The organism is Pseudomonas sp. P1_C12, assembly GCF_056406435.1.
In genome coordinates this window covers 215,585-238,758 of record NZ_JBFUAE010000007.1, presented here as the reverse complement: position 1 = coordinate 238,758, position 23,174 = coordinate 215,585, and the positions used below count along the sequence as shown (strand labels likewise).

At 60.5% G+C, this 23,174-nt stretch carries 16 protein-coding genes; 11 read left to right on the top strand and 5 right to left on the bottom strand.

Going from position 1 to position 23,174, the window contains the following annotated elements; translation table 11 throughout:
* Window positions 1-231: 231 nt before the first annotated feature.
* Together AC1D19_RS15125 and AC1D19_RS15120 are read left to right on the top strand one after the other, a co-directional pair.
* Window positions 232-1,116: a sugar nucleotide-binding protein gene (locus AC1D19_RS15125; protein WP_223461694.1), complete on the top strand. Its 885-nt coding sequence runs from the start codon at window positions 232-234 to the stop codon at window positions 1,114-1,116.
* Window positions 1,109-2,038 carry an NAD-dependent epimerase/dehydratase family protein gene (locus tag AC1D19_RS15120; RefSeq protein ID WP_477763699.1) on the top strand — a complete coding sequence of 310 codons (930 nt, stop codon included), beginning with the start codon at window positions 1,109-1,111 and terminating at the stop codon, window positions 2,036-2,038. Before AC1D19_RS15125 ends, AC1D19_RS15120 begins: the two co-directional genes overlap by 8 nt.
* Window positions 2,039-2,199: 161 nt before the next feature.
* On the opposite strand, the gene AC1D19_RS15115 is transcribed toward AC1D19_RS15120, so the two are convergent.
* The 5 genes from AC1D19_RS15115 to aceE form a co-directional block, all read right to left on the bottom strand.
* Window positions 2,200-2,898 carry an OmpW/AlkL family protein gene (locus tag AC1D19_RS15115; protein WP_477753634.1) on the bottom strand — a complete coding sequence of 233 codons (699 nt, stop codon included), beginning with the start codon at window positions 2,896-2,898 and terminating at the stop codon, window positions 2,200-2,202.
* Window positions 2,899-3,044: 146 nt separating this feature from the next.
* Window positions 3,045-5,738, bottom strand: coding sequence for a sensor domain-containing phosphodiesterase (locus AC1D19_RS15110; protein WP_477753633.1), 2,694 nt, complete (start codon window positions 5,736-5,738; stop codon window positions 3,045-3,047).
* A gap of 234 nt (window positions 5,739-5,972) precedes the next feature.
* Window positions 5,973-7,367, bottom strand: coding sequence for an alkaline phosphatase D family protein (locus AC1D19_RS15105; RefSeq protein ID WP_477753632.1), 1,395 nt, complete (start codon window positions 7,365-7,367; stop codon window positions 5,973-5,975).
* A gap of 273 nt (window positions 7,368-7,640) precedes the next feature.
* Window positions 7,641-9,587, bottom strand: a complete 1,947-nt coding sequence (aceF, locus tag AC1D19_RS15100; protein ID WP_477763698.1) for a dihydrolipoyllysine-residue acetyltransferase — start codon at window positions 9,585-9,587, stop codon at window positions 7,641-7,643.
* An 11-nt stretch (window positions 9,588-9,598) separates the two neighbouring features.
* A complete protein-coding gene (gene aceE, locus AC1D19_RS15095; RefSeq protein ID WP_477753630.1) occupies window positions 9,599-12,244 on the bottom strand; it encodes a pyruvate dehydrogenase (acetyl-transferring), homodimeric type in 2,646 nt (881 codons plus the stop codon).
* Between the two features lie 383 nt (window positions 12,245-12,627).
* Between aceE and glnE the strand changes: the two genes are divergently transcribed.
* The 9 genes from glnE to AC1D19_RS15050 all read left to right on the top strand — a co-directional run bounded on the left by glnE (window position 12,628) and on the right by AC1D19_RS15050 (window position 23,164).
* A complete protein-coding gene (gene glnE, locus AC1D19_RS15090; protein ID WP_477763697.1) occupies window positions 12,628-15,567 on the top strand; it encodes a bifunctional [glutamate--ammonia ligase]-adenylyl-L-tyrosine phosphorylase/[glutamate--ammonia-ligase] adenylyltransferase in 2,940 nt (979 codons plus the stop codon).
* 51 nt (window positions 15,568-15,618) lie between these two features.
* Window positions 15,619-16,653 (top strand): lipopolysaccharide heptosyltransferase II, encoded by a 1,035-nt coding sequence (gene waaF / locus AC1D19_RS15085; protein WP_477763696.1) that lies wholly within the window; start codon window positions 15,619-15,621, stop codon window positions 16,651-16,653.
* Between the two features lies 1 nt (window position 16,654).
* Complete coding sequence (waaC, locus tag AC1D19_RS15080; RefSeq protein ID WP_477763695.1) at window positions 16,655-17,716, top strand: lipopolysaccharide heptosyltransferase I; 1,062 nt, start codon at window positions 16,655-16,657, stop codon at window positions 17,714-17,716.
* Window positions 17,716-18,837: a glycosyltransferase family 4 protein gene (locus AC1D19_RS15075; protein WP_477763694.1), complete on the top strand. Its 1,122-nt coding sequence runs from the start codon at window positions 17,716-17,718 to the stop codon at window positions 18,835-18,837. The genes waaC and AC1D19_RS15075 overlap by 1 nt, the downstream gene beginning before the upstream one ends.
* On the top strand, window positions 18,838-19,644 hold the full coding sequence (gene rfaP, locus AC1D19_RS15070; protein WP_477763693.1) for a lipopolysaccharide core heptose(I) kinase RfaP: 807 nt from the start codon (window positions 18,838-18,840) through the stop codon (window positions 19,642-19,644).
* Window positions 19,644-20,378 (top strand): lipopolysaccharide kinase InaA family protein, encoded by a 735-nt coding sequence (locus AC1D19_RS15065; RefSeq protein ID WP_477753624.1) that lies wholly within the window; start codon window positions 19,644-19,646, stop codon window positions 20,376-20,378. Before rfaP ends, AC1D19_RS15065 begins: the two co-directional genes overlap by 1 nt.
* Complete coding sequence (locus AC1D19_RS15060; protein WP_477763692.1) at window positions 20,375-21,127, top strand: lipopolysaccharide kinase InaA family protein; 753 nt, start codon at window positions 20,375-20,377, stop codon at window positions 21,125-21,127. Before AC1D19_RS15065 ends, AC1D19_RS15060 begins: the two co-directional genes overlap by 4 nt.
* Entirely contained in the window at window positions 21,127-22,578 is a 1,452-nt protein-coding gene (locus AC1D19_RS15055; RefSeq protein ID WP_477753622.1) for a lipopolysaccharide kinase InaA family protein, read from the top strand. The genes AC1D19_RS15060 and AC1D19_RS15055 overlap by 1 nt, the downstream gene beginning before the upstream one ends.
* 250 nt (window positions 22,579-22,828) lie before the next feature.
* Window positions 22,829-23,164 carry a YceK/YidQ family lipoprotein gene (locus AC1D19_RS15050; RefSeq protein ID WP_477763691.1) on the top strand — a complete coding sequence of 112 codons (336 nt, stop codon included), beginning with the start codon at window positions 22,829-22,831 and terminating at the stop codon, window positions 23,162-23,164.
* Window positions 23,165-23,174 lie beyond the last annotated feature (10 nt).

Sequence of the window (23,174 nt, the reverse complement as noted above, 5' to 3'; positions counted from 1 at the left end):
AGCAGGCTCGCTCCTACAGTGGATCTTCGGTTCACATAAATCCAATGTGGGAGCGAGCTTGCTCGCGATGAGGCCAGTCCAGGCACCGCAAAAGTCAGACATCTACACTTTACGGGTGACGGTTGCGCACTAAACCCGCAAAATGCAAGGATTCCGGCAATTACCAACGACATCGCCTGGGCGCGGTGTCGATAACGCCATTGTTTCAATCAGACTGGGCCTGCTGACTCTATGCGAATGCGCCTTATGTTACTGGGCGGCGGAAATGCCCTTGGGCAGGCGCTGATTCGCCTCGGTGCGGAGGAAGACATCGGTTTCCTCGCCCCCCGCCCGCCCGAAGACGGCTGGGATGCCGCGAGCCTGACACAACTGCTCGACGACACCCGTCCCGATGCATTGATCAACCTTGCCTACTACTTCGACTGGTTTCAGGCGGAGGCAGTGAGCGAACAGCGTCTGGCCGGCCAGGAGCGTGCGATCGAGCGTCTGGCGGAACTGTGCCAGCACCACAACATCGTTCTACTGCAACCTTCGAGCTATCGAGTGTTCGACGGCTCCCGTGCCACGGCCTACAGCGAAAAAGACGAACCCGTTCCACTGGGCTTGCGCGGTCAGGCGTTGTGGCGGATCGAACAAAGCGTTCGCGCCACCTGCCCGCAACACGTGCTGTTGCGTTTCGGCTGGCTGCTGGACGACAGTCCGGATGGCACCCTTGGCCGCTTCCTCGCCCGTGCCGAACAACCCGAAGAACTGCTGATGGCCGACGACCGACGCGGCAATCCGACGCCGGTCGACGATGCTGCCCGGGTGATCATTTCTGTGCTCAAGCAACTCGATTGCGCCGCGCCGCTGTGGGGCACCTACCACTACGCCGGGCATGAGGCGACCACGCCGCTGGCGCTGGGACAGGCGATTCTGACCGAAGCCCGCAGCCTGCATCCGCTGGCCATTGAGGCCCCGACCGCTCAGGCTCACGCCGCGCGTCCGGATGCTGCCGAAGAACCGCAACACGCGGTATTGGCCTGCAAGAAAATTCTGCACACCTTCGGGATCAAGCCGCGCGCCTGGCGTGCGGCGCTTCCCGGCCTACTGGACAGGTTCTATCGCCATGGCTGACGGTCCCGTTTTGATCACCGGTGGTGCCGGTTTCATTGGTTCACACCTGACTGACGCCCTACTTGCCAAGGGCCATGCAGTGCGGATTCTCGATGACCTGTCCACCGGCAAGCGCAGCAATCTGCCGCTGGATAATCCCAGGGTCGAACTGATCGTCGGCGACGTGGCCGATGCGGCTTTGGTTGCCCAGGTGATGGCTGGATGCAGCGCCGTGGCGCACCTGGCCGCCGTGGCTTCGGTGCAGGCCTCGGTGGACGATCCGGTGCGCACGCACCAAAGCAACTTCATCGGTACGTTGAACGTCTGCGAAGCCATGCGCCAGACCGGGGTCAAACGCGTGCTGTTCGCCTCCAGCGCGGCAGTGTATGGCAACAATGGCGAAGGTGAGTCGATCGACGAAGACACGCCCAAGGCGCCGTTGACGCCTTATGCGGTGGACAAACTGGCCAGCGAGCATTACTTCGATTTCTACCGCCGCCTGCATGGGCTGGAGCCGGTGATTTTCCGCTTCTTCAACATCTTCGGCCCGCGTCAGGATCCGTCCTCGCCGTACTCCGGGGTGATCAGTATTTTCAGCGAGCGCGCACTAAAGGGCTTGCCGATCACCGTGTTCGGCGATGGCGAGCAGACCCGGGATTTTGTCTACGTCGAAGACCTGGTCGACTTGCTGGTGCAGGCCATCGAGAAACCTCAGGTCGAAGTCGGTGCGGTCAACGTCGGCTGGAACCAGGCGACGACCCTCAAGCAAATGCTCGAAGCGCTGGAAGCCGTGGTCGGCAAGTTGCCTCCGGTGAGCTACGGCCCGGCGCGCTCCGGTGACATTCGTCACTCCCGGGCGAACAACCAGCGTCTGTTGGAGCGCTTCACTACCACAGAGCAGACACCGATGCGTGTGGGGCTGGCGCGGTTGCTCGGGCGATAAATCGCTGCCCTGCGGACATGAAAAAGGCGCCTTTTTACAGGCGCCTTTTTCACGGCCGGAATTTGCGTTAAAGCGGATGCAATCCCTGTGGCGAGGGAGCAAGCTCCCTCGCCACAACGGCCTGGTTCACCACCACGTGAACATTCTTCCAGCGATGTCGCTTAGAACTTGTAACCCAGGCCAACCATGTACACAAACGGATCGACGTCGATGTTGACCTTGGCGCGGGTGCCCGGGGCAATGGCGTTGTTTTCCACTGTGGCGCGGGTATCGATGTCGATGTAGCGCACCTGGGCGTTGAGCATGACATGGTCGGTCAGCATGTAGTCGGCACCGACCTGCCAGGCCAGACCCCAGGAGTTCTTCGCATTGAAGTTACTGAAACCGGCGGACTTGGCTTCGCTGCTGAGGCTTTCGTCGTAGATCCAGGTGTAGTTGATGCCGCCGCCGACATAGGGCTGGAAGGCCGACTTCGAATCCAGCGGGTAGTAGACCACGCTCAGGGTTGGCGGCAGGTGTTTCAGGGAACCGAGTTTGCCGTTGGCAGCAGGCAGGGCGGTACCTTTGAGATTCACGTCATGCTCGAACGGAGTGGCGGCAAGCAGTTCGATTCCCCAATTGTTGGTGAGCATGTAGGCGAAGTTCAGGCCCAGCTGCGTGTCGCTGTCCATGGTCGCCTTGCCGCCCAGATTGGTACCGGCCAACGGACCCTGATCGACCTTCACGCTGGAACTGTCGGCTTTCGGGTTAACGGTGATGGCGCCCGCCCGAAGGATGATGTCACCGGCCTCGTGGGCTTGGGCGAGCGGGGCTGCGAGCGCGAAGGCAACCAGCGAAGCGCTGAGCATGGACTTGTTCATGAGGGCTCCAGAGGACGTTAAAAATGTTCGATGTCCAATGGTAAGGTGCCTAACGAATCGGTCTTTTGATGCAGCTCAAGGAAAGTGGTAAGGAATGGATTTTGTAGCGATTTCGATGGCCCCTTCGCGAGCAGGTTCTGTGTCTGTCAGGCGATTGGACCACGCGGGTAGCGCTTGAGCTTTTCGATCAGCTCATTGCCCGGGATCGGACGATCGAACAGGTAGCCCTGGCCGACGTCGCAGCGGTGACGGCGCAGGAACGACAACTGTTCGGCGGTTTCGATGCCTTCAGCCACGACCTTGAGTTTCAGGTTGTGCGCCATGGCGATCACCGCGGAGGTGATTTCCATGTCGTCCTGGTTGTCCGGGATTTCGTGGATGAAGCTTCGGTCGATCTTGATGATGTCGATGGGGAATTTTTTCAAGTAACTGAGCGACGAGTAACCGGTGCCGAAGTCGTCCATGGCCAGGGTCAGGCCCAGGCGCTTGAGTTGGTCGAGTTGCAAGTGGGTGTCTTCGGTGGCTTCCAGCAGCAGGCCTTCGGTCAGCTCCAGCTCCAGCAAATGAGCGGGGAGGGCTTCTTCCTTGAGGATGTTGGCAATGGAGGCCACCAGGTCCGGATCGGAAAACTGCTTGGGCGACAGGTTGATCGCCACTTGCAGGTTGCCCAGGCCGGCGGCGGTCAGCGCTTTGCTCATGCGGCATGCCTGGCGGGCGATCCATTTGCCGATCGGAATGATCAGTCCGGTTTCTTCGGCGACGCTGATGAACTGATCCGGGCGGATCATGCCCTTTTCCGGATGGTCCCAGCGCAGCAGTGCTTCCATGCCCAGCAGGCGACCGCTGCGCAGGCACAGCTTGGGCTGATAGAACACGTCGAGCTCGTTCTGGGTCAGGGCTCGGCGCAGGTTGTTCTCGACGAACAGCTTGTAGCTGGCCTCGGCGTTGAGCGCTTCGGTGAACACTTGCACCTGGTGTTTGCCGTTGGCCTTGGCCTTGTGCAGCGCCAACCCGGCATTGCGCATCAGGGTTTGCGGGTCGCGCCCGTGCAGCGGCGCGCAGGCCAGGCCCACGGAGCCGGTGACGCTGATCAACTGGTTGTCGACGAACATCGGTTTGTCGAGGGTCGCCAGCAATTGGTTGGCCACTTGCTGGCCCGTCGACAGGTCAGTGTTGTCCAGCAGCACGGCGAATTCATTACTGGCGAATCGCGCCAGGCTGCCGCTCGGAACCAGGCTGTTGCGCAGGCGCCGGGCGAGGCTGATCAGCAGTTTGTCGCCGGTCTGGTGGCCGAGGCTGTCGTTGATCCGCTTGAAGTTGTCGATGTCCACCAGCAACAGGCTGATCGGCGCATCGCTGTCCCGGGCAAAGCGTTCATCGAGGTTGCGGATGAACGCCGGGCGGTTGCCGAGGTTTGTCAGGTTGTCGGTGTAGGCCAGGCGCTCGATGCGTTGCTGAGCAAGCTTGGTCTGGGTGATGTCTTCGTATATGCCGATGTAGTGGGTCAACTCGCGGTTGTCGCCGTAAACCTTGGAGATCGACAACTGGCCCCAGTAGGGTTCGAGGTTTTTCCGGCGACTCTTGAATTCGCCTTGCCAACTGTTGCTCTTGGCCAACGCCGAAGGTGCGTCGAACAGCAGTTCACTGAGGTTCTCCAGGGCCGGCAGTTCCGACAGGCGCTGACCGTGCACTTCTTCGGTGGAATATTGGGTGATCGCGGTGAAGCTCGGGTTGACGTATTCCACCACGCCGTCGCAGTTGACCAGCAGAAAGGCGTTGGCACTTTGCTCGACCGCACGCTGAAACAGGTGCAGGGCGCTGGTGGCGGTTCGACGATTGTGGTTACTGATGACCTGGGCAAACTGGTCCGCCAGTTCGCCAGCAAAAGCGATTTCGTCCTGTTGCCAGGCACGGGTCGCACCGGTCTGCTCCAGGCACAGCACGCCGACCACTTGGCCATCGACGCGGATACTGGCGTCGAGCATTGCGTTAACGTCGCGCGGGCGCAGGCTCTCGGCCATCTCCCGGGTACGCGGGTCGCGCATGGCGTTATGGGCGTCGATGGCGCGGCCGGTGTGCAAGGCGTCGAGGTAATCGGGGAATACGCTGACGTCGATCGGTTGCGGCAGCAGGTATTCCTGGTTCGTGCGGTGGTAGGCCGAGATCGGCACCAGCATCGAGCCTTCGAGGTGCCACAGGCTGGCGCAGTCGATTTCGTAAATGTCGCAGGCGCTGCGGGTGATCAGTTCGGCAGCTTCTTGCAGGGAATTGTTGCTGCTGTAGCGTTGCCGGGTCAGCAGCAGGATCAGGTCCTGCTGGGCACGCACCCGGTCCAGATGTAGCAGTTGCTCCTGCTGGGCACGCTGATTGAGTTCCAGGGCGATTTGCAGGCGCGAGTTCTGGGTTTCCAGATCCAGGGCCGGTTGCAGCGGGTCATCCTCGAACAGACCGTCGATGACCAGCAGATAGCCGCGCAACAGGTGGCGGTTGTGTTGTTTGTAGGCTTCGCCCAGTTCCAGCAGATTCAGGGAGCCTGAGGCGGTGTGCAGGGTGTAGCGGATCAGGTAATGCGTGCTTTCAGTCAGCTGTTGCTGGACCGCGTCGTGCAGTTGATAGCGCGCTTGCGGCTCCATCAGGCTGGCGTAGGGCGAGCCCACCAGCGCACACAGCTCCACGGCCGGCAGGCCGAACTGGCGTTCGCAATTGGGATCAAGAAACAGCAGCGCCCAGCTGGGTTCATTAAGCCGTTCGAAACGCAGCATGCCGAGCCGCGAGGGCACAGGCAACTGCGTCACTACCTCGGCCACCATACGGCTGGCGGCATCGGGTTGGCTTTTCATGGAGGGAAACTCGCTTCGAATATGCTGAACGCGCTGGGCTCTCGCCCTCTTGACTGTTGCCTGCGGCAAGGTTGCATCATTGCGACACCGACTGACAAGAGAGATGAAGGCCAAGTGCTATAAGAATATGTCGGCAGGCGACGGGATTTCTTCAGTCGGTGGCAAAAAGTAATGCTGTTCGCCGAAAAGTCGCAGTTTTGCACGTGTTGCAAATGGCTACGATCTGTTTCCGGATCAGCGAAACCGGATGCCAATGGACTGCAATAACTTGCCTTCCCGATCGTGATAATTCACTTGAAGCTGCCCGGCATCGACGACCAGGTGTGCAAAGTTATCCTGGCTGATCACGTTGCTGGTCAGCTCATGGAAATAGTCGCCGGAAGCGGTGCGGACCAGGGGCTGATCGAGGGCGAACGTGGCGGCCGTGGCATAGGGCAACATTCTGCTGTTGCACAGCGGTGACGAGACGATGGTGTGGACTTCGAAATCCGGGTCCTCGCTGTGGGTAAGCCGACTGGTCAGTGAGCCGTGAACATCACCGGAAATGAACACGACGTTCTTGATGCAGTGTGTGCGAATGCTCTCCAGCAGCCGTAGTCGTTGTTCAGGGAAGGCCTGCCAAGCGTCATCACCCAGGCGTTTGCGGTCGGGGTAGAACATGACACTGGTGACCACGAGTTTGACCCGTGCCGGACTGTGGATCAGCCAGTCGCACAAGGCCTGTTCCTGGGCTGCGTCGAGAATGCGTCGGTCAGTGGTCGACAGATTGCGTCGGGTTCGACTGTCGGTAACAAACCATTCGATATCACCTTCAGTAAATTGATACCAGTATTTGTCCAGTCGTTTATTTATCAGTCCATCACTGGTTAGTGCATGAGCTGGGCTATGGCTGGCCTGATACAACTCATAGGCCCTGATTGCGTTTGCATATAAGTAGTCATCGGACCTGCTCTTGTTGGCGGGCCAGTTGTCCTCTATTTCATGGTCGTCAAGGATCATGTAAGTGGGCAGGCTGGACATTAATCTGCCGATATTTATCTGCGAAAACGCCACGCGATATTTTTGCAGGATTTCCTTGAGTTCCCGATCAGGAGCAATGATGTTCAAATCATCGACGTAGATTTGGTCTCCCGTCATCACCAGCGCGCTGACGGGAGGGCTGGCTTGCTCCACCAGGCGTGAAATTGAAGCGAAGATTCTGTCGCCCAAGTGAGGGGCCAAGGCGATACCTGCGGTCATGCGCAGGTATCGGCAAGAGCCGACAATGTAGGCCCTTGGCAGGTTGGCTTCGCTGGAGCGGGTACGCAATTGATAAGTCTGTCGTGGCCATTGCAGCGGCAGTTCCTTCACCGTGTCGACGGTGTGCGCCGGGCTCGTCGGGCTGAACCACCCGGCCTGATATTCATAGTCGGAGTCGGCGGACAGGTTGTTTAGTGCAAAGACTTCGCACATGTCGTGCTCGGGTTCGAGTTTTGTAAAGCTGCCTTTTGACCAGTGATCTTCGCCTTGTCGTCTATAACGAATGCCGGCAAATACCAAGGTGTTTTTATTGTATTCGCCGCGCAAAAAAATACGTGCGTGATTAGTGGTGGTGTGGCCAATAATCGGGCCGACAGTTGGTTTAAGCATGTTTGAGTCCATTCGGCTGCCAACGAATTAGATAGATGGTTGTTTCGGATGTAATAAGTAGTCTTTCAGTCAAGGCTAGTTATTTGGCCCGAAAAAATATCTGGCAGAAATGGATTCGAGTTGTGGGCGATATCAGCCACAAATGTAGGAAGACGTTTTAAGCAGAAAATTCAGGCAAAAAAAGCCCCGCCAAATTGGCGGGGTTGAGGTACGAGCGTGGCGCTCGGAAACGTGGAACGCACTGGCCCTCCGGTGAGGGAGGGCCGGTCGGTGTTACAGGAGCATGGTGCGAATGTCGCCCAGCAGATCGCTCAGACGCTTGGTGAAGCGTGCAGCAGCGGCGCCGTTGATCACACGGTGATCGTAGGACAGCGACAGCGGCAGCATCAGTTTCGGCTGGAAGGCTTTGCCGTCCCAGACTGGCTGGATGGTTGCCTTGGAAACACCGAGGATCGCCACTTCCGGCGCGTTGACGATCGGCGTGAAGCCGGTGCCGCCAATGTGGCCGAGGCTGGAAATGGTGAAGCAGGCGCCTTGCATCTCATCCGACGAGAGCTTCTTGGTCCGGGCTTTTTCAGCCAGGGAAGCAGCTTCGGCGGCCAGTTGCAGCAGGCTCTTCTGGTCGACGTTCTTGATGACCGGTACCAGCAGGCCATCCGGGGTGTCGACGGCGAAGCCGATGTTCACGTATTTCTTGCGGATGATCGCTTTGCCGCTTGGCGCCAGCGAGCTGTTGAAGTCCGGCAGTTCCTTGAGCAGGTGCGCACAGGTCTTGAGCAGCAACGGCAGGATGGTCAGCTTGACGCCGGCCTTCTCTGCAACGGCTTTCTGGGCAACACGGAACGCTTCGAGTTCGGTGATATCCGCCGAGTCGAATTGCGTCACGTGCGGCACGTTCAGCCAGCTGCGGTGCAGGTTGGCGGCTCCGACCTGCATCAGGCGGGTCATCGGCACTTCTTCGATTTCACCGAAGCGGCTGAAGTCCACGACCGGAATCGGCGGGATGCCCGCGCCACCGGTTGCGCCGGCAGCAGCGGCCGGTGCTTCCTTGGCCTTCTGCATCATGGCTTTGACGTAAACCTGCACGTCTTCTTTCAGGATGCGACCGTGCGGACCGCTGGCGCCAACGGCGCTCAGCTCGACGCCGAATTCTCGGGCCAGTTGACGCACGGCAGGGCCGGCGTGAACCTTGGCGCCTGGCTTGGCTGGAGCAGCGGCCGGGGCTGCAACAGGTGCGGCGGCGGCAGGTGCAGCAGCTGGAGCAGGTGCGCTCGGAGCCGCAGCGGCAGGTGCCGGAGCGGCGCCTTTGACTTTCAGCTTGAGGATCAGGTCGCCGGTACCGACTTCGTCATCGAGCTTGATGGAAACGCTTTCCACCACGCCAGCGGCTGGCGACGGGATTTCCATGCTCGCCTTGTCGGATTCCAGAGTGATCAGCGACTGGTCGGCCACAACGGTGTCGCCGGCCTTGACCAGGACTTCGATGATCTTGGCCTTGCCCGCCGAACCGATGTCCGGAACGTGGATGTCCTGAACGCTGTCGGCCACTGGAGCAGTCGGGGCTGCCGCAGGTGCAGGTGCAGCGGCGGGTGCCGGAGCGGCAGCCTGGGCCGGAGCAGCAGCCGGTGCAGCAGCACCCGCCACTTCCAGATCCAGGATCAGGTCGCCGGTGCCGACTTCGTCGTTGAGCTTGACGCTGATGGCCTTGACCACGCCAGCGGCAGGCGACGGGATTTCCATGCTTGCCTTGTCGGATTCCAGGGTGATCAGTGACTGATCAGCCGCGACGGTGTCGCCGACCTTGACCTGGATCTCGATGATCTGGGCCTTGCCCGACGAACCGATGTCCGGCACGTGCACTTGCTGAACGCTGGCAGCAGCCGGCGCAGCAGGAGCAGGAGCAGGGGCGGCGGCAGGTGCAGCAGCCGGTTTGGCTTCAGCCTTGGCCGCCGGCGCAGCGGCAGCCGCAGGAGCCGCAGTAGCGGCACCTTCGACTTCCAGCTCCAGCAGTTCGTCGCCTTCTTTCAGGCGATCACCCAGCTTCACTTTCAGGCTCTTGATGATACCGGCCTTCGGCGCAGGCACTTCCATGCTCGCCTTGTCCGACTCAAGTGTCAGGATGCTCTGATCGGCTTCGATACGGTCGCCGACCTTCACAAACAGTTCAATTACTTCACCTTCACCGCTGCCGATGTCAGGTACGCGAATGAGTTCGCTCACAGAATCTCTCCTCAGCAGTCCAGTGGGTTGCGTTTTTCCGGGTTGATACCGAACTTGGCGATGGCCTCGGCCACCACTTTAGGTTCGATGTCGCCACGGTCAGCCAGTGCTTCCAGGGCTGCCAACACCACGAAATGACGGTCGACTTCGAAGAAATGACGCAGTTTCTTGCGGCTGTCGCTACGGCCGAAACCGTCGGTGCCCAGGACTTTGAATTCCTTGGACGGTACCCACTGACGGATCTGCTCGGCGAACAGTTTCATGTAGTCGGTAGACGCGATGACCGGACCTTTACGGCCGTTCAGGCACTCTTCGACGTAGCTCAGCTTAGGCTTCTGGCCAGGGTGAAGACGGTTGGTGCGTTCAACGGCCAGGCCGTCGCGACGCAGTTCGTTGAAGCTGGTAACGCTCCACACGTCGGCGCCGACGTTGAACTCTTCGCGCAGGATCTTCGCTGCTTCACGGACTTCACGCAGGATGGTGCCGGAGCCCATCAGCTGAACGTGGTGCGCCGCTTCGCGGGTGTCTTCTTCGAGCAGGTACATGCCTTTCTTGATGCCTTCTTCGGCACCGGCCGGCATGGCTGGCTGCTGGTACGACTCGTTCATTACGGTGATGTAGTAGAAGACGTCCTGTTGCTCTTCGGTCATCTTCTTCATGCCGTCCTGAATGATCACCGCCAGCTCGTAGCCGTAGGTTGGATCGTAGGTGCGGCAGTTCGGGATGGTCGCGGCCAGCAGGTGGCTGTGACCGTCTTCGTGTTGCAGGCCTTCACCGTTCAGGGTGGTACGGCCGGCGGTGCCGCCGATCAGGAAGCCACGGGTGCGGCTGTCGCCAGCGGCCCAGGCCAGGTCGCCGATACGCTGGAAGCCGAACATCGAGTAGAAGATGTAGAACGGCAGCATCGGCTGGTTGTGGCTGGAGTACGAAGTACCGGCAGCGATGAAGGAGCTCATGGCGCCCGCTTCGTTGATGCCTTCCTCGAGGATCTGACCCTTCTGGTCTTCCTTGTAGAACATCACCTGGTCTTTATCGACTGGCTCGTAGAGCTGGCCGACGGAGGAGTAGATGCCCAGCTGACGGAACATGCCTTCCATACCGAAGGTACGGGCTTCGTCCGGGATAATCGGCACGATGCGCGGACCGATTTCCTTGTCCTTGACCAGTTGCGCGAGGATCCGCACGAAGGCCATGGTGGTGGAGATTTCGCGGTCGCCCGAGCCGTCCAGGATCGCCTTGAGGGTGTCCAGTGGCGGAGTCGGGATGTTGAAGCTCTTGGCGCGACGCTGAGGTACGAAGCCGCCCAGTGCGGTACGGCGCTCGCTCAGGTAACGGGCTTCGGCGCTGCCTTCTTGCGGTTTGAAGAATGGCAGGTTTTCCAGCTCATCGTCCTTGACCGGGATGTCGAAACGATCACGGAACAATTTCAGGCTGTCGACGTCGACTTTCTTGGTGTTGTGCGCAGTGTTCTTCGCTTCGCCGGCACCGGTGCCATAACCCTTGATGGTCTTGGCCAGGATGACGGTCGGTTGTTCTTTGTGGTTGACCGCTTCGTGGTACGCCGCGTAGACCTTGTACGGGTCGTGGCCGCCACGGTTGAGTTTCCAGATCTCGTCGTCGGACAGGTCTTCGACCATTGCCTTGAGTTCAGGCGTGTTGAAGAAGTGTTCACGCACGAACGCGCCGTCTTTGGCCTTGTAGTTCTGGTACTCGCCGTCGATGACTTCGTCCATGCGGCGTTGCAGGATGCCGTCGACATCCTTGGCCAGCAGTGGGTCCCAGAAACGGCCCCAGATGACTTTGGTCACGTTCCACTGGGCACCGCGGAACACGCCTTCGAGTTCCTGGATGATCTTGCCGTTGCCGCGAACCGGGCCGTCGAGGCGTTGCAGGTTGCAGTTGATGACGAAGATCAGGTTGTCCAGCTTCTCGCGGCCGGCCAGGGAGATCGCACCCAGGGATTCCGGCTCGTCGCACTCGCCGTCGCCCAGGAAGCACCAGACTTTCTGTTTGCCCGGCTGAATGAAGCCACGGTGTTCCAGGTACTTCATGAAGCGTGCCTGGTAGATCGCCTGGATCGGCCCCAGACCCATGGATACGGTCGGGAACTGCCAGAAGTCAGGCATCAGCCAAGGGTGCGGGTAGGACGACAGGCCCTGACCGTCGACTTCCTGGCGGAAGTTGTTCATCTGGTCTTCGGTGATGCGGCCTTCCATGAATGCGCGGGCGTAAACGCCTGGCGAGGTGTGGCCCTGGAAGTAGATCAGGTCGCCGCCGTGTTCGTCGCTCGGGGCCTGGAAGAAGTAGTTGAAGCCGATGTCATACAGGGTCGCACTGGAAGCGAAGCTGGAGATGTGACCGCCGAGGTCAGAATCTTTCAGGTTTGTACGCATTACCATGGCCATCGCGTTCCAGCGTACCAGCGAGCGAATGCGGCGTTCCATGAACAGGTCGCCAGGCATGCGTGCTTCGTGGGTAACGGGGATCGTGTTGCGGTAAGGTGTGGTGATGGCGTAAGGCAACTGCGAACCGCTGCGGGTCGCGAGTTCACCCATACGGGTCATCAGATAGTGAGCACGGTCTTCGCCTTCTTTGTCGAGAACCGATTCCAGGGCGTCCAGCCATTCCTGGGTTTCGACGGGATCGAGGTCTTGCATGGCTTGCTCCAGGGCGGAAAGGCTACCAGAATCGGTTGCCTGAGTTAGCGACTGGCCTTGTGGGCAGACGTTATGAATTCTTGGATTGCCGACAGGTTGTTCCGGCGGCGTGTAGTTTTACTACAAATCTTCCGGCATTTCAGCCCGTCTAATGTATATACGAGTAGTAAAACTACAGATGAGCGGCTTGTCGCCCCCGGCTGCGTTGTGAGAATAATCGTTAAGGTTGGTCTTTTTCCAACTACAGAAGGTAAAAGCTTGATGCTGGCTGCCAAAATTAAAGAAATCTCAGCTATTTCTAACTTTTGTTCGACAGTCCCTCAGGTAGTGAGTTTTCGAAAACCACTACATGCAGTCCGTTGTACGCCGATCAAGGATAGACCATGAGCCTCCCTTCGCTTGCCGAACTGCCCGCCATTCTCCTGCCGTTGGTCTCCCGCGCCGAGCAGTCGTTCCGGGCTGCCGTCGCTGCCCTGGACGATGACCACGGGCTGTCCACCTGGACGCCGGAACGCTGGGCGCAATTTGCCCGCGTCACCGCCGCCAGCGATTTCGTGATTGAACAGTGTGCTCGTGACCCTTTGATGTTGCTGGAGCTGGTGCAGTCCGGCGAACTGGATCGCCGCTTCGCTCCCGGCGAGTTGTGCGGGCAGATCGCGGCCGCCGTGAGCGAGGCCGAGTCCGACGATCAGCTTGGCCGCGCCTTGCGCCGCCAGCGTGCACGCCATCAGGTGCGGATCATCTGGCGCGACCTGACCCGCCAGGCCGATTTGATCCAGACCTGTCGCGACCTTTCGGACATGGCGGATGCCAGCATCGATCAGGCCTATCAATGGTTGTATGTGCGGCATTGCCAGCAGTTCGGCGTGCCGACCGGGCGGCGCAGCGGCGAGCCGCAGCAGATGGTCATTCTCGGCATGGGCAAGCTCGGTGCCGTGGAGTTGAACCTGTCGTCGGACATCGACCTGATTTTTGCCTACCCCGAGGGCGGCGAAACCGTCGGCGTGAAACGCCCGCTGGATAACCAGGAGTTCTTCATTCGTCTGGGCCAGCGGCTGATCAAGGCCCTGGACCCGATGACCGTCGACGGCTTTGTATTTCGCGTCGACATGCGCTTGCGACCTTACGGTTCGTCCGGCGCTCTGGTGCTGAGCTTCAACGCGCTGGAACAGTATTACCAGGACCAGGGTCGCGACTGGGAACGCTACGCGATGATCAAGTCGCGGGTGGTGGCCGGCGATCAAGTAGCCGGCGCGCAACTGCAGGAGATGCTGCGGCCGTTCGTTTACCGGCGCTACCTGGACTTCTCGGCCATCGAAGCGCTGCGCACCATGAAGCAACTGATCCAGCAGGAAGTACGGCGCAAGGGCATGGCCGACAACATCAAGCTCGGTTCCGGCGGTATTCGTGAAGTCGAGTTCATTGCCCAGGCGTTCCAGCTGATTCACGGCGGCCGCGATTTGAGCTTGCAGCAACGCCCGCTATTAAAAGTGCTGAGCACGCTGGAAGGTCAGGGTTACCTGCCGCCGGCCGTGATCGGCGAGCTGCGTGAAGGTTACGAATTCCTGCGTTACACCGAACACGCGATTCAGGCGATTGCCGATCGCCAGACGCAAATGTTGCCCAGTGGCGAGCAGGATCAGGCGCGCATTGCCTTTATGCTGGGTTTCGCCAACTGGACGGCGTTCCACGAACAACTGATGTATTGGCGCGGCCGCGTGGCCTGGCACTTCGGGCAGGTGATCGCCGATCCCGACGAAGAGCAGGGCGCCGAAAGCGAAGTGGTGGTCGGCGGTGAGTGGTTGCCGCTGTGGGAAGAGGCTCAGGACGATGAGGCCGCTTGCCGCCAACTGGAAGAGGGTGGCTTCAAGGATGCCCCCAAAGCCTTGAAAGCCTTGGCCGGCTTGCGCAGCAGCCCGCAATTGCGGGCGATGCAGCGTCTGGGCCGCGAACGTCTCGATGCTTTTATTCCGCGTCTGCTGGCACAGACCGTGGAACATGACAATCCGGACCTGGTACTGGAACGGGTGCTGCCGCTGGTTGAAGCCGTGGCCCGTCGCTCCGCGTATCTGGTGTTGTTGACCGAGAACCCCGGTGCGCTGCGGCGTTTGTTGACGCTGTGTGCGGCAAGTCCGTGGATCGCCGAGCAAATCACCCGTTTCCCGTTACTGCTCGACGAACTGCTCAACGAAGGCCGGCTGTTCAAACCGCCATTGGCGCCAGAATTGGCGGCCGAGTTGCGCGAGCGCCTGACGCGGATTCCCGAGGACGACCTCGAACAGCAAATGGAAGCCCTGCGCCACTTCAAGCTGGCGCACCGCTTGCGAGTGGCCGCTTCGGAAATCGCCGGCAGTCTGCCGCTGATGAAAGTCAGCGATTACCTGACCTGGCTCGCCGAAGCGATCCTGGAGCAAGTGCTGGCATTGGCCTGGCGCCAGACCGTGGCCAAGTACGGCACGCCACTGCGCACCGATGGCACCTTGTGCGATCCCGGCTTCATCATTGTCGGTTATGGGAAAGTCGGCGGCCTGGAACTCGGGCATGGTTCGGACCTGGACCTGGTGTTCATCCACGATGGCGATCCGCAGGCTGAAACCGACGGACCCAAACCCATCGATGGCGCGCAATTTTTCACCCGTCTGGGGCAACGGATCATTCACTTGCTGACAGCGCAGACCAACTCCGGGCAGCTGTATGAGGTGGACATGCGTCTGCGGCCGTCCGGTGCGTCGGGGTTGCTGGTGAGTTCCCTCGGGGCGTTTGCCCGTTATCAGGAGAACGAAGCCTGGACTTGGGAACATCAGGCGCTGGTGCGTGCGCGGGTGTTGGTGGGCAGTCAGGATGTCGGCCAGGCATTCGAGAAAGTCCGCGCCGCGATATTGGGCAAAACCCGTGATCTACCGACCCTGCGTCAGGAGGTCAGCGAGATGCGCGCCAAGATGCGCGATAACCTCGGCAGCAAGAGCACGGCGGCCGGCACCGGGGCAAATGCCTTCGAAGCCACGGCGCCGTTCGATATCAAGCAAGATGCCGGAGGTATCGTCGATATTGAATTTATGGTGCAATACGCGGCCCTGGCGTGGTCCGAAACACACCCGCCATTGCTGCGCTGGACGGACAATATCCGCATTCTGGAAGAGCTGGAGCATGAAGGGCTGATGCCCGTCGAAGATGCCAGTCTGTTGCGTGAAGCGTATAAAGCCTACCGCTCCGCCGCCCACCGGCAGGCCTTGCAGAAGGACCCCGGGGTGATACCGGGCGACCAGTTCGCAGACGAACGGCGGCAGGTCATGCGGATCTGGCGTGAGTTGGGGCTAAGCTGATTCTCGAGGCGGGGAGGCGTAAAGCCTCCCCGGTTCGTTTATGGAAACCACATGAAAATTCTGATCGTTGGGCCCAGTTGGGTCGGTGACATGGTGATGGCGCAGACACTTTTCCAGTGTCTGAAACAACGCCACCCGCAATGCGAAATCGACGTGCTGGCCCCCGAGTGGAGCCGGCCGATTCTTGAGCGGATGCCCGAAGTTCGCCAGGCCTTGAGCTTTCCGCTTGGTCACGGTGTTCTGGAACTGGCGACGCGTCGGGGCATCGGTAAATCCCTGGCCGGCCAGTACGACCAGGCGATCCTGTTGCCCAACTCCCTGAAGTCGGCGCTGGTGCCGTTCTTTGCCGGCATCCCGAAACGCACCGGCTGGCGTGGCGAGTTCCGCTACGGCCTGCTCAATGACGTGCGCACGCTGGACAAGGATCGTTACCCGCTGATGATCGAGCGCTTCATGGCCTTGGCGTTCGAGCCGGGCGTTGAGCTGCCAAAACCCTATCCGCGTCCGACGCTGCAGATCGACCCGGTAACTCGCGAGGCGGCGCTGGCCAAGTTCGACCTGGCCCTCGACCGTCCGGTGTTGGCCTTGTGCCCCGGCGCCGAGTTCGGCGAGTCCAAGCGCTGGCCGTCCGAGCATTACGCCAAAGTCGCCGAAGCGAAGATCCGCGAAGGCTGGCAAGTCTGGCTGTTCGGTTCGAAAAACGATCACACCGTAGGCGAAGACATCCGCGCGCGGCTGATTCCCGGCCTGCGTGAAGAATCGGTCAATCTCAGTGGCGGCACCTCGCTGGCCGAAGCCATCGACCTGATGTCCTGTGCAGATTCTGTGGTGTCCAACGACTCCGGCCTGATGCACGTCGCCGCCGCGCTGAACCGCCCGCTGGTCGCGGTCTACGGTTCGACGTCGCCGGGCTTCACGCCACCGCTGGCCGAGCACGTGGAAATCGTACGCCTGGGCATCGAGTGCAGTCCGTGCTTCGATCGCACCTGCCGTTTCGGCCATTACAACTGCCTGCGCCAGCTCATGCCGCAGGCCGTGAACGAAGCCTTGCAGCGGTTGCAAGGCACTGTGGTCGAGGTCAAATAGCTTGCGGGTTCTGTTGATCAAGACTTCTTCGCTGGGCGACGTCATTCACGCGTTACCGGCGTTGACCGACGCGGCGCGGGCGATTCCCGGCATCAAATTCGACTGGGTGGTGGAAGAAGGCTTTGCCGAAATCCCGACCTGGCATCCGGCGGTGGGCAAGGTGATTCCGGTGGCGATCCGTCGCTGGCGCCAAAACATCTGGCAGACCATTAAGAGCGGCGAGTGGAAGCGCTTCAAACAAAGCGTTCGCGCCACCAGATATGACTTGGTGATAGACGCCCAGGGCTTGCTGAAAAGCGCCTGGCTGACCCGTTACGTCAAGGCTCCGGTGGCCGGCCTCGATAAAAGCTCCGCACGCGAGCCCATTGCTGCGCGCTTTTATGATCGACGTCTGGCCGTTGCCCGTGGGCAGCACGCGGTGGAGCGAGTGCGTCAGTTGTTCGCCATTGCGTTGGGCTATGACTTGCCCAAAGGTCTGGGCGACTACGGACTGAATATCGAGCGCCTGGTGGAGTTGCCGCGCAAGAATCCTTACGTGGTGTTTTTGCACGGCACCACCTGGGACACCAAGCACTGGCCCGAAGCCTACTGGCGCGAGCTGACCGAACGGGTTGGCTACCTTGGCGTCGGGGTGAAGTTGCCCTGGGGCAATGCCCTGGAGAAAGCCCGGGCCGAGCGTATCGCCGCGGGTTTCAAGCACGCCGAAGTGCTGCCAAAACTGAACCTGGCGGGTGTCGGCAAGGTGCTGGCCGGCGCGCAAGCCTGCGTGGCGGTGGATACTGGCCTGGGCCATCTGGCCGCCGCACTGGATGTGCCGACGCTGTCGCTGTTCGGTCCGACCAATCCGGGCCTGACCGGCGCCTATGGCAAAGTGCAGATTCACATGGCCAGCGACTTCCCTTGTGCACCGTGCCTGCAAAAGAAATGCACTTATCAGCCGACGGCTGAAGATGCCCGTCAATTTGACTTGAAACGCGAGTGGCCGTTGTGCTTCACGCGTCTGAATCCCGAGCGTGTCGCCAGCCGACTGAGCACGTTGTTAATGGCTGAGGAGCTGCGCTGATGCAATTGGCATTTGTCCTGTACAAATATTTCCCGTTCGGCGGCTTGCAGCGCGATTTCATGCGAATCGCCCTGGAGTGCCAGAAGCGCGGTCATCAGATTCGCGTCTACACGCTGATCTGGGAGGGTGACGTGCCGCCGGGTTTCGAAGTGCTGGTGGCGCCGGTCAAGGCGTTCTTCAACCATCGCCGCAACGAGAAACTCAGCGAGTGGATGGATGCGGACCTGGCCAAGCGCCCGGTCGACCGCCTGATTGGCTTCAACAAGATGCCGGGCCTGGACGTCTACTACGCCGCCGACGGCTGCTTCGAAGACAAGGCGCAGAACCTGCGTAACTCGCTGTATCGCCGTTGGGGCCGCTATCGCCACTTCGCCGAATACGAGCGGGCGGTGTTCGCCAGGGACGCCAAGACCGAAGTGTTGATGATTTCCGAGGTTCAGCAGCCGTTGTTCATCAAGCATTACGACACGCCGCTGGAGCGCTTCCACCTGCTGCCACCGGGCATCGCCCAGGACCGTCGCCGGCCGGCGGATGCCGATGAAGTTCGCGCAGGGTTCCGCGCTGAATTCGATCTCAAGGACGACGAACTGCTGCTGGTGCAGATCGGCTCCGGGTTCAAGACCAAGGGCGTGGACCGTAGCCTCAAGGCACTGGCAGCATTGCCTGCCGAGTTGAGGAAGCGCACCCGGCTGTTTGTAATTGGCCAGGATGACCCCAAATTATTCCAGATGCAGAGTGCGACATTAGGGCTGGGCGACAATGTCACGTTCCTCAAGGGGCGCAGTGATATCCCGCGGTTCCTGTTGGGTGCCGATCTGTTGATCCACCCGGCGTACAACGAAAATACCGGCACCGTGCTGCTCGAAGCGCTGGTGGCCGGTTTGCCGGTGCTGGTGAGCGCGGTGTGCGGGTACGCCCATTACATTGCCGAGGCCGACGCCGGCCTGGTGCTGGACGAACCGTTCGATCAGGCACAGCTGACGCAGTACCTGACCGGCATGTTGAACGACGCTCAAGCAAGGGCGGCCTGGAGCCGCAATGGTCTGGCCTACGCCGGGACGGCCGACCTCTACAGCATGCCGCAGCACGCGGCCGATGTGATTCTGGCGGAGCACGCTTAAATGAAGTTGATGCTGGCTGAACCGTTCAAGAGCCTCTGGGCCGGACGCGACCCGTTCGCCGAAGTCGAGGGGCTCAAGGGCGAGGTGTACCGCGAGCTGGAAGCGCGCCGGACCTTACGCACGGAAGTCGATGGCAACGGATTTTTCGTGAAAATCCACCGTGGCATCGGCTGGGGCGAAATTTTCAAGAATCTGCTCACTGCCAAGCTTCCAGTATTGGGGGCCGGTCAGGAGTGGCAGGCCATTCAACGCCTGCAGCAAGTTGGCGTGCCGACCATGACCGCCGTCGCGTATGGCGAGAAGGGCAGCAACCCCGCCGACCAGCACTCGTTCATCGTCACCGAGGAGCTGGCGCCGACGGTCAGTCTCGAAGATTTCAGTATCAACTGGATCAAGCAGCCACCGGAGCCAAAGCTCAAGCGCGCGCTGATCGCCGAAGTCGCACGCATGACCGGCATGATGCACCGCGCCGGGGTCAATCACCGCGACTGCTACATCTGCCATTTCCTGCTGCATACCGACAAACCGGTGACCGCCGACGACTTCAAACTCTCGGTGATCGACCTGCACCGCGCCCAGACCCGCCCGGCGATCACCTCGCGCTGGCGCAACAAGGACCTGGCCGCGCTGTACTTTTCCGCGCTGGACATTGGCCTGACCCGCCGCGACAAGCTGCGTTTCCTCAAAGGCTATTTCCAGCAGCCGCTGCGTAAGATCCTGATTGAAGAGGCGTCTTTGCTGGCATGGCTCGACGGCAAGGCCAACAAGCTCTACGAGCGTAAACAGCGATACGGGGATGCGCTCTGATGTCGGGTTGGAAACTGGAACCGGCCTACAGCGAACTGGCCGATGACTTTGGCAGCCTCGAGGCTGTGTTTGCGCTGCAAGGCGAGCGTTTGACCAGCGATCTGCTTTCGGAGGTCATCCGGGTCGAGCGCAATGGCGTCAACTATTACGTCAAGCGGTATGTGGGCGCTGGCAAAGGCTTGCGGCGTTACCTGGGCAAGCCTCGGGTGAAGATGGAGTGGCAGAACCTCAAGCGCTTCGCCAAGTGGGGCATCCCCACGGCCGAAGTGGTGGCCTGGGGGCTGGAACGACGCGGTGTGGCCTACGCTCGCGGCGCGATGATTACCCGGGAGCTGCCTCGTACCGAAGACTTGTCGGCACTGGCCGAGCGTCGCGACCCGAAACTTTCGGATCGCGCCTGGGTCGATACCGTCAGTCGTCAGCTGGCCGAATATACCCGGACCATGCACGACCACCGCTTCACCCATAATGATTTGAAGTGGCGCAACCTGCTGATTGACGATGAGGCTCGAGTGTTTTTGATCGATTGCCCCAACGGCGATTTCTGGCGCGGTTTCTGGCTCAAGTACCGTATTACCAAGGATCTGGCGTGCCTGGACAAGGTCGCCAAGTATCAACTGTCGGCAACCCAGCGCCTGCGCTTTTACCTGCAATACCGCAATCGGACCCGGCTCAACGCTGCGGACAAAAAACGTATCCGGCACGTGGTGAGATTTTTCGAGGGGCGTGAATGACTGATTTTCTGGCCGCTGAAGACCGAGCGCTGCTTGAGCGCCACGGCCTCGGCACATTCGAAGCACTCTGGGCCAAGCAACTCGATGCGGTGGACGAGCCCAACACCGGTCGCGGCGGCTGGAGCAGCGTGTTTCGGCTGGATCTGGAAGGTCATGGTTTCTACCTCAAGCGTCAAAGCAACTACCTGACCCGCACCTTGCGTGCGCCGTTCGGCGAGCCGAGTTTCGCTCGCGAGTTTCGCAACATCTCCCTCTACCGGAGGATGGGCATTCCGGCGCTGGAAGCGGTGTTCTACGGGGAGCGCAAGGTCGATGGCGAAGTCCGCGCGATCCTGCTGACCCGTGCCCTGGATGGTTGGGACGATCTCGACTCGCTGTTGCAGCGCTGGGCTGAATTGAGCCCTGAGCAGCACTCGGAAATCCTCAAGGCCATTGGCGAACTGGCCAGGCAGTTGCACGCCGCACGCCAGGTGCATGGGTGCTTCTATCCCAAGCATATTTTCATGCGCGCCACCGGCAACGGCTATCAGGCTCAATTGATCGACCTGGAAAAAACCCGACCACTGCTGTACGGGCAGCGTGACCGAATCAAGGACCTGGAACCGCTGACGCGTCGCGCGCCAGAGTGGGGAGAGTCGCACCTGCGGCAATTGCTGGCCGCCTATCTGGATCAACCACAGGACAGCTCGTTGATCGACAGCTGGCTGGGGCGTTTGACGACGCGGCGCAGCCAAAAGGGACCACGCTGATGCGTTTATCCGAGTTGAAGTCCGCCGGCCGCAACCCGGCGTTGCCATTGAGCGTTTCGCTGGCTGATGCCGCAGGCCCCGCCGAGCTACAACTGCTGAGCCTGTTGCGGGTGTTGCCGGGGCAGCGTTATGTCGGTGCCGGCGTCTGGCGTGGCCGGCCGGTGTTGGCCAAGTTGCTGGTCGGCAGCAAGGCTTCGCGGCACTTCCAGCGTGAGCTGGACGGCGTGCGCTTGCTTGCCGCTCAAGGATTGACCACGCCGCAGCTGTTGGCCGATGGCCTGAAAGAGGGTGAGGGTGGTTGGCTGCTGTTCGAGTTTCTGGAAGGCGCCGAAAGCCTGGGTGATACCTGGAAGCAGGTTGAGCAGCAGCCCGTGCTGTCCGATGGGCAAGGAGCGGTGCTGGCCGAGGCGTTAGGTGCCATCGGTCAAATGCACCGCAAAGGCCTGTGGCAGGAAGATCTGCACCTGGACAACCTGCTGCGTCAGCGTGGTCGTCTGTACTTGATCGACGGCGCCGGGATTTGCTCCGAAACACCTGGCCAGCCGCTGTCGCGGCAGAAGGTCCTGGAAAACCTCGGGGTGTTCTTCGCCCAGTTGCCGAAGTCGATCGAGCCCTTCATTGAAGAGTTGCTGGTGTATTACCTGCTCAGCAACGGCGAGCACGCCTTGCCCATGGAGGCGCTGCAGAAGCAGATCGACAAGGTCCGCAGCTGGCGCCTCAAGGACTTCCTGATCAAGGTCGGCCGCGAGTGCACGCTGTTCAGCGTCCAGCGCGGTGCCTTCGGATTGCGGGCGATTCGCCGCGAGGAAGAGCCGTCGATGGTGCCGGTGCTGGAGCAGGCCGATACCCTGCTCGATCAGGGGCATCTGTACAAGACCGGGGGCGCGGCGAGCGTCGGTAAGGTCGAGGTGGATGGCCGCACGCTGGTGATCAAGCGCTACAACATCAAGGGCTTCGCCCACTGGCTCAAACGCTTCTGGCGTCCGAGCCGGGCCTGGCATTCATGGCGCGAAGGCAATCGCCTGGCGTTCCTCGGGATTGCCACGCCCAAGCCGCTGGTGTTGCTGGAAAAGCGTTTTCTGTGGCTGCGCAGCCGGGCGTACCTGATCACCGAGTATCTGTCGGGGCCGGACATCATCGAGCGTTTTGCGCCGTATGTTGAAAGCGGTGATGCACCGGAAGCCGAGCTGGCGGCGCTGGATCATTTGTTTGCCGAGCTGATTCGCGAACGCATCAGTCATGGCGACTTCAAGGGGCATAACCTGTTCTGGCAGCAAGATCGCTGGGCGTTGATCGACCTCGATTCGATGTGCCAGCACGGTTCTCTCGGCAGTTTCGCCCCGGCGTATGCCAGGGATCGCGCGCGGTTCATGCGCAACTGGCCTGAAGGCAGCGCCCTTTACCGGGTCATCGATCAGCGGTTGCCCAAAGACATCTCCAGCGCTGGCTGAATCAGGACCTTCGGTCCTATCGCGGGCAAGTCGGATCGCCGCACCGCCGCTCCCACAGGGATTTCTGAACGACCGGAACTACTGTAGGAGCGGCGGTGCGGCGATCCGACTTGCCCGCGAAGAGGCCGGAACTGCCAACCGAGAAAGCAGACAAGTTCTTGTGATCCGTCCTACGCGATCTTGGGAAGTCATGAACTGTGGCTGAAATTGCCCCGATGCTAGTTTGCCTGACGCTCTCGGAGGTCAGGCTGTGACGATCAAAATGGCAGTTTCAGCAGGTGTTTTATCAGTGTCGCTAATGGGCTGCGGGACCGCCGCCACCGTCCTGCAGGATGAAGCCGAAGCAGCGCAGGGGCTGCGCAGGCAAAAGACCTATTGCCAGTCCATCCCGCGGGTCTACAGCGGCCTGGCTTATGACTTCTGTGTATTGAATGCGCCGCCAGACCCTACGGGTTTCCTTGTGCCACTCGTATTGCTGGACTTGGCCGTGTCTGGCGCGCTGGACACCATTGTCTTGCCGTACACGATTTACCGGCAAAGCGTGGACGGCAATATTTCCATCTATTGGCGACCTGCGCGCGGATAAAAAATGTCGC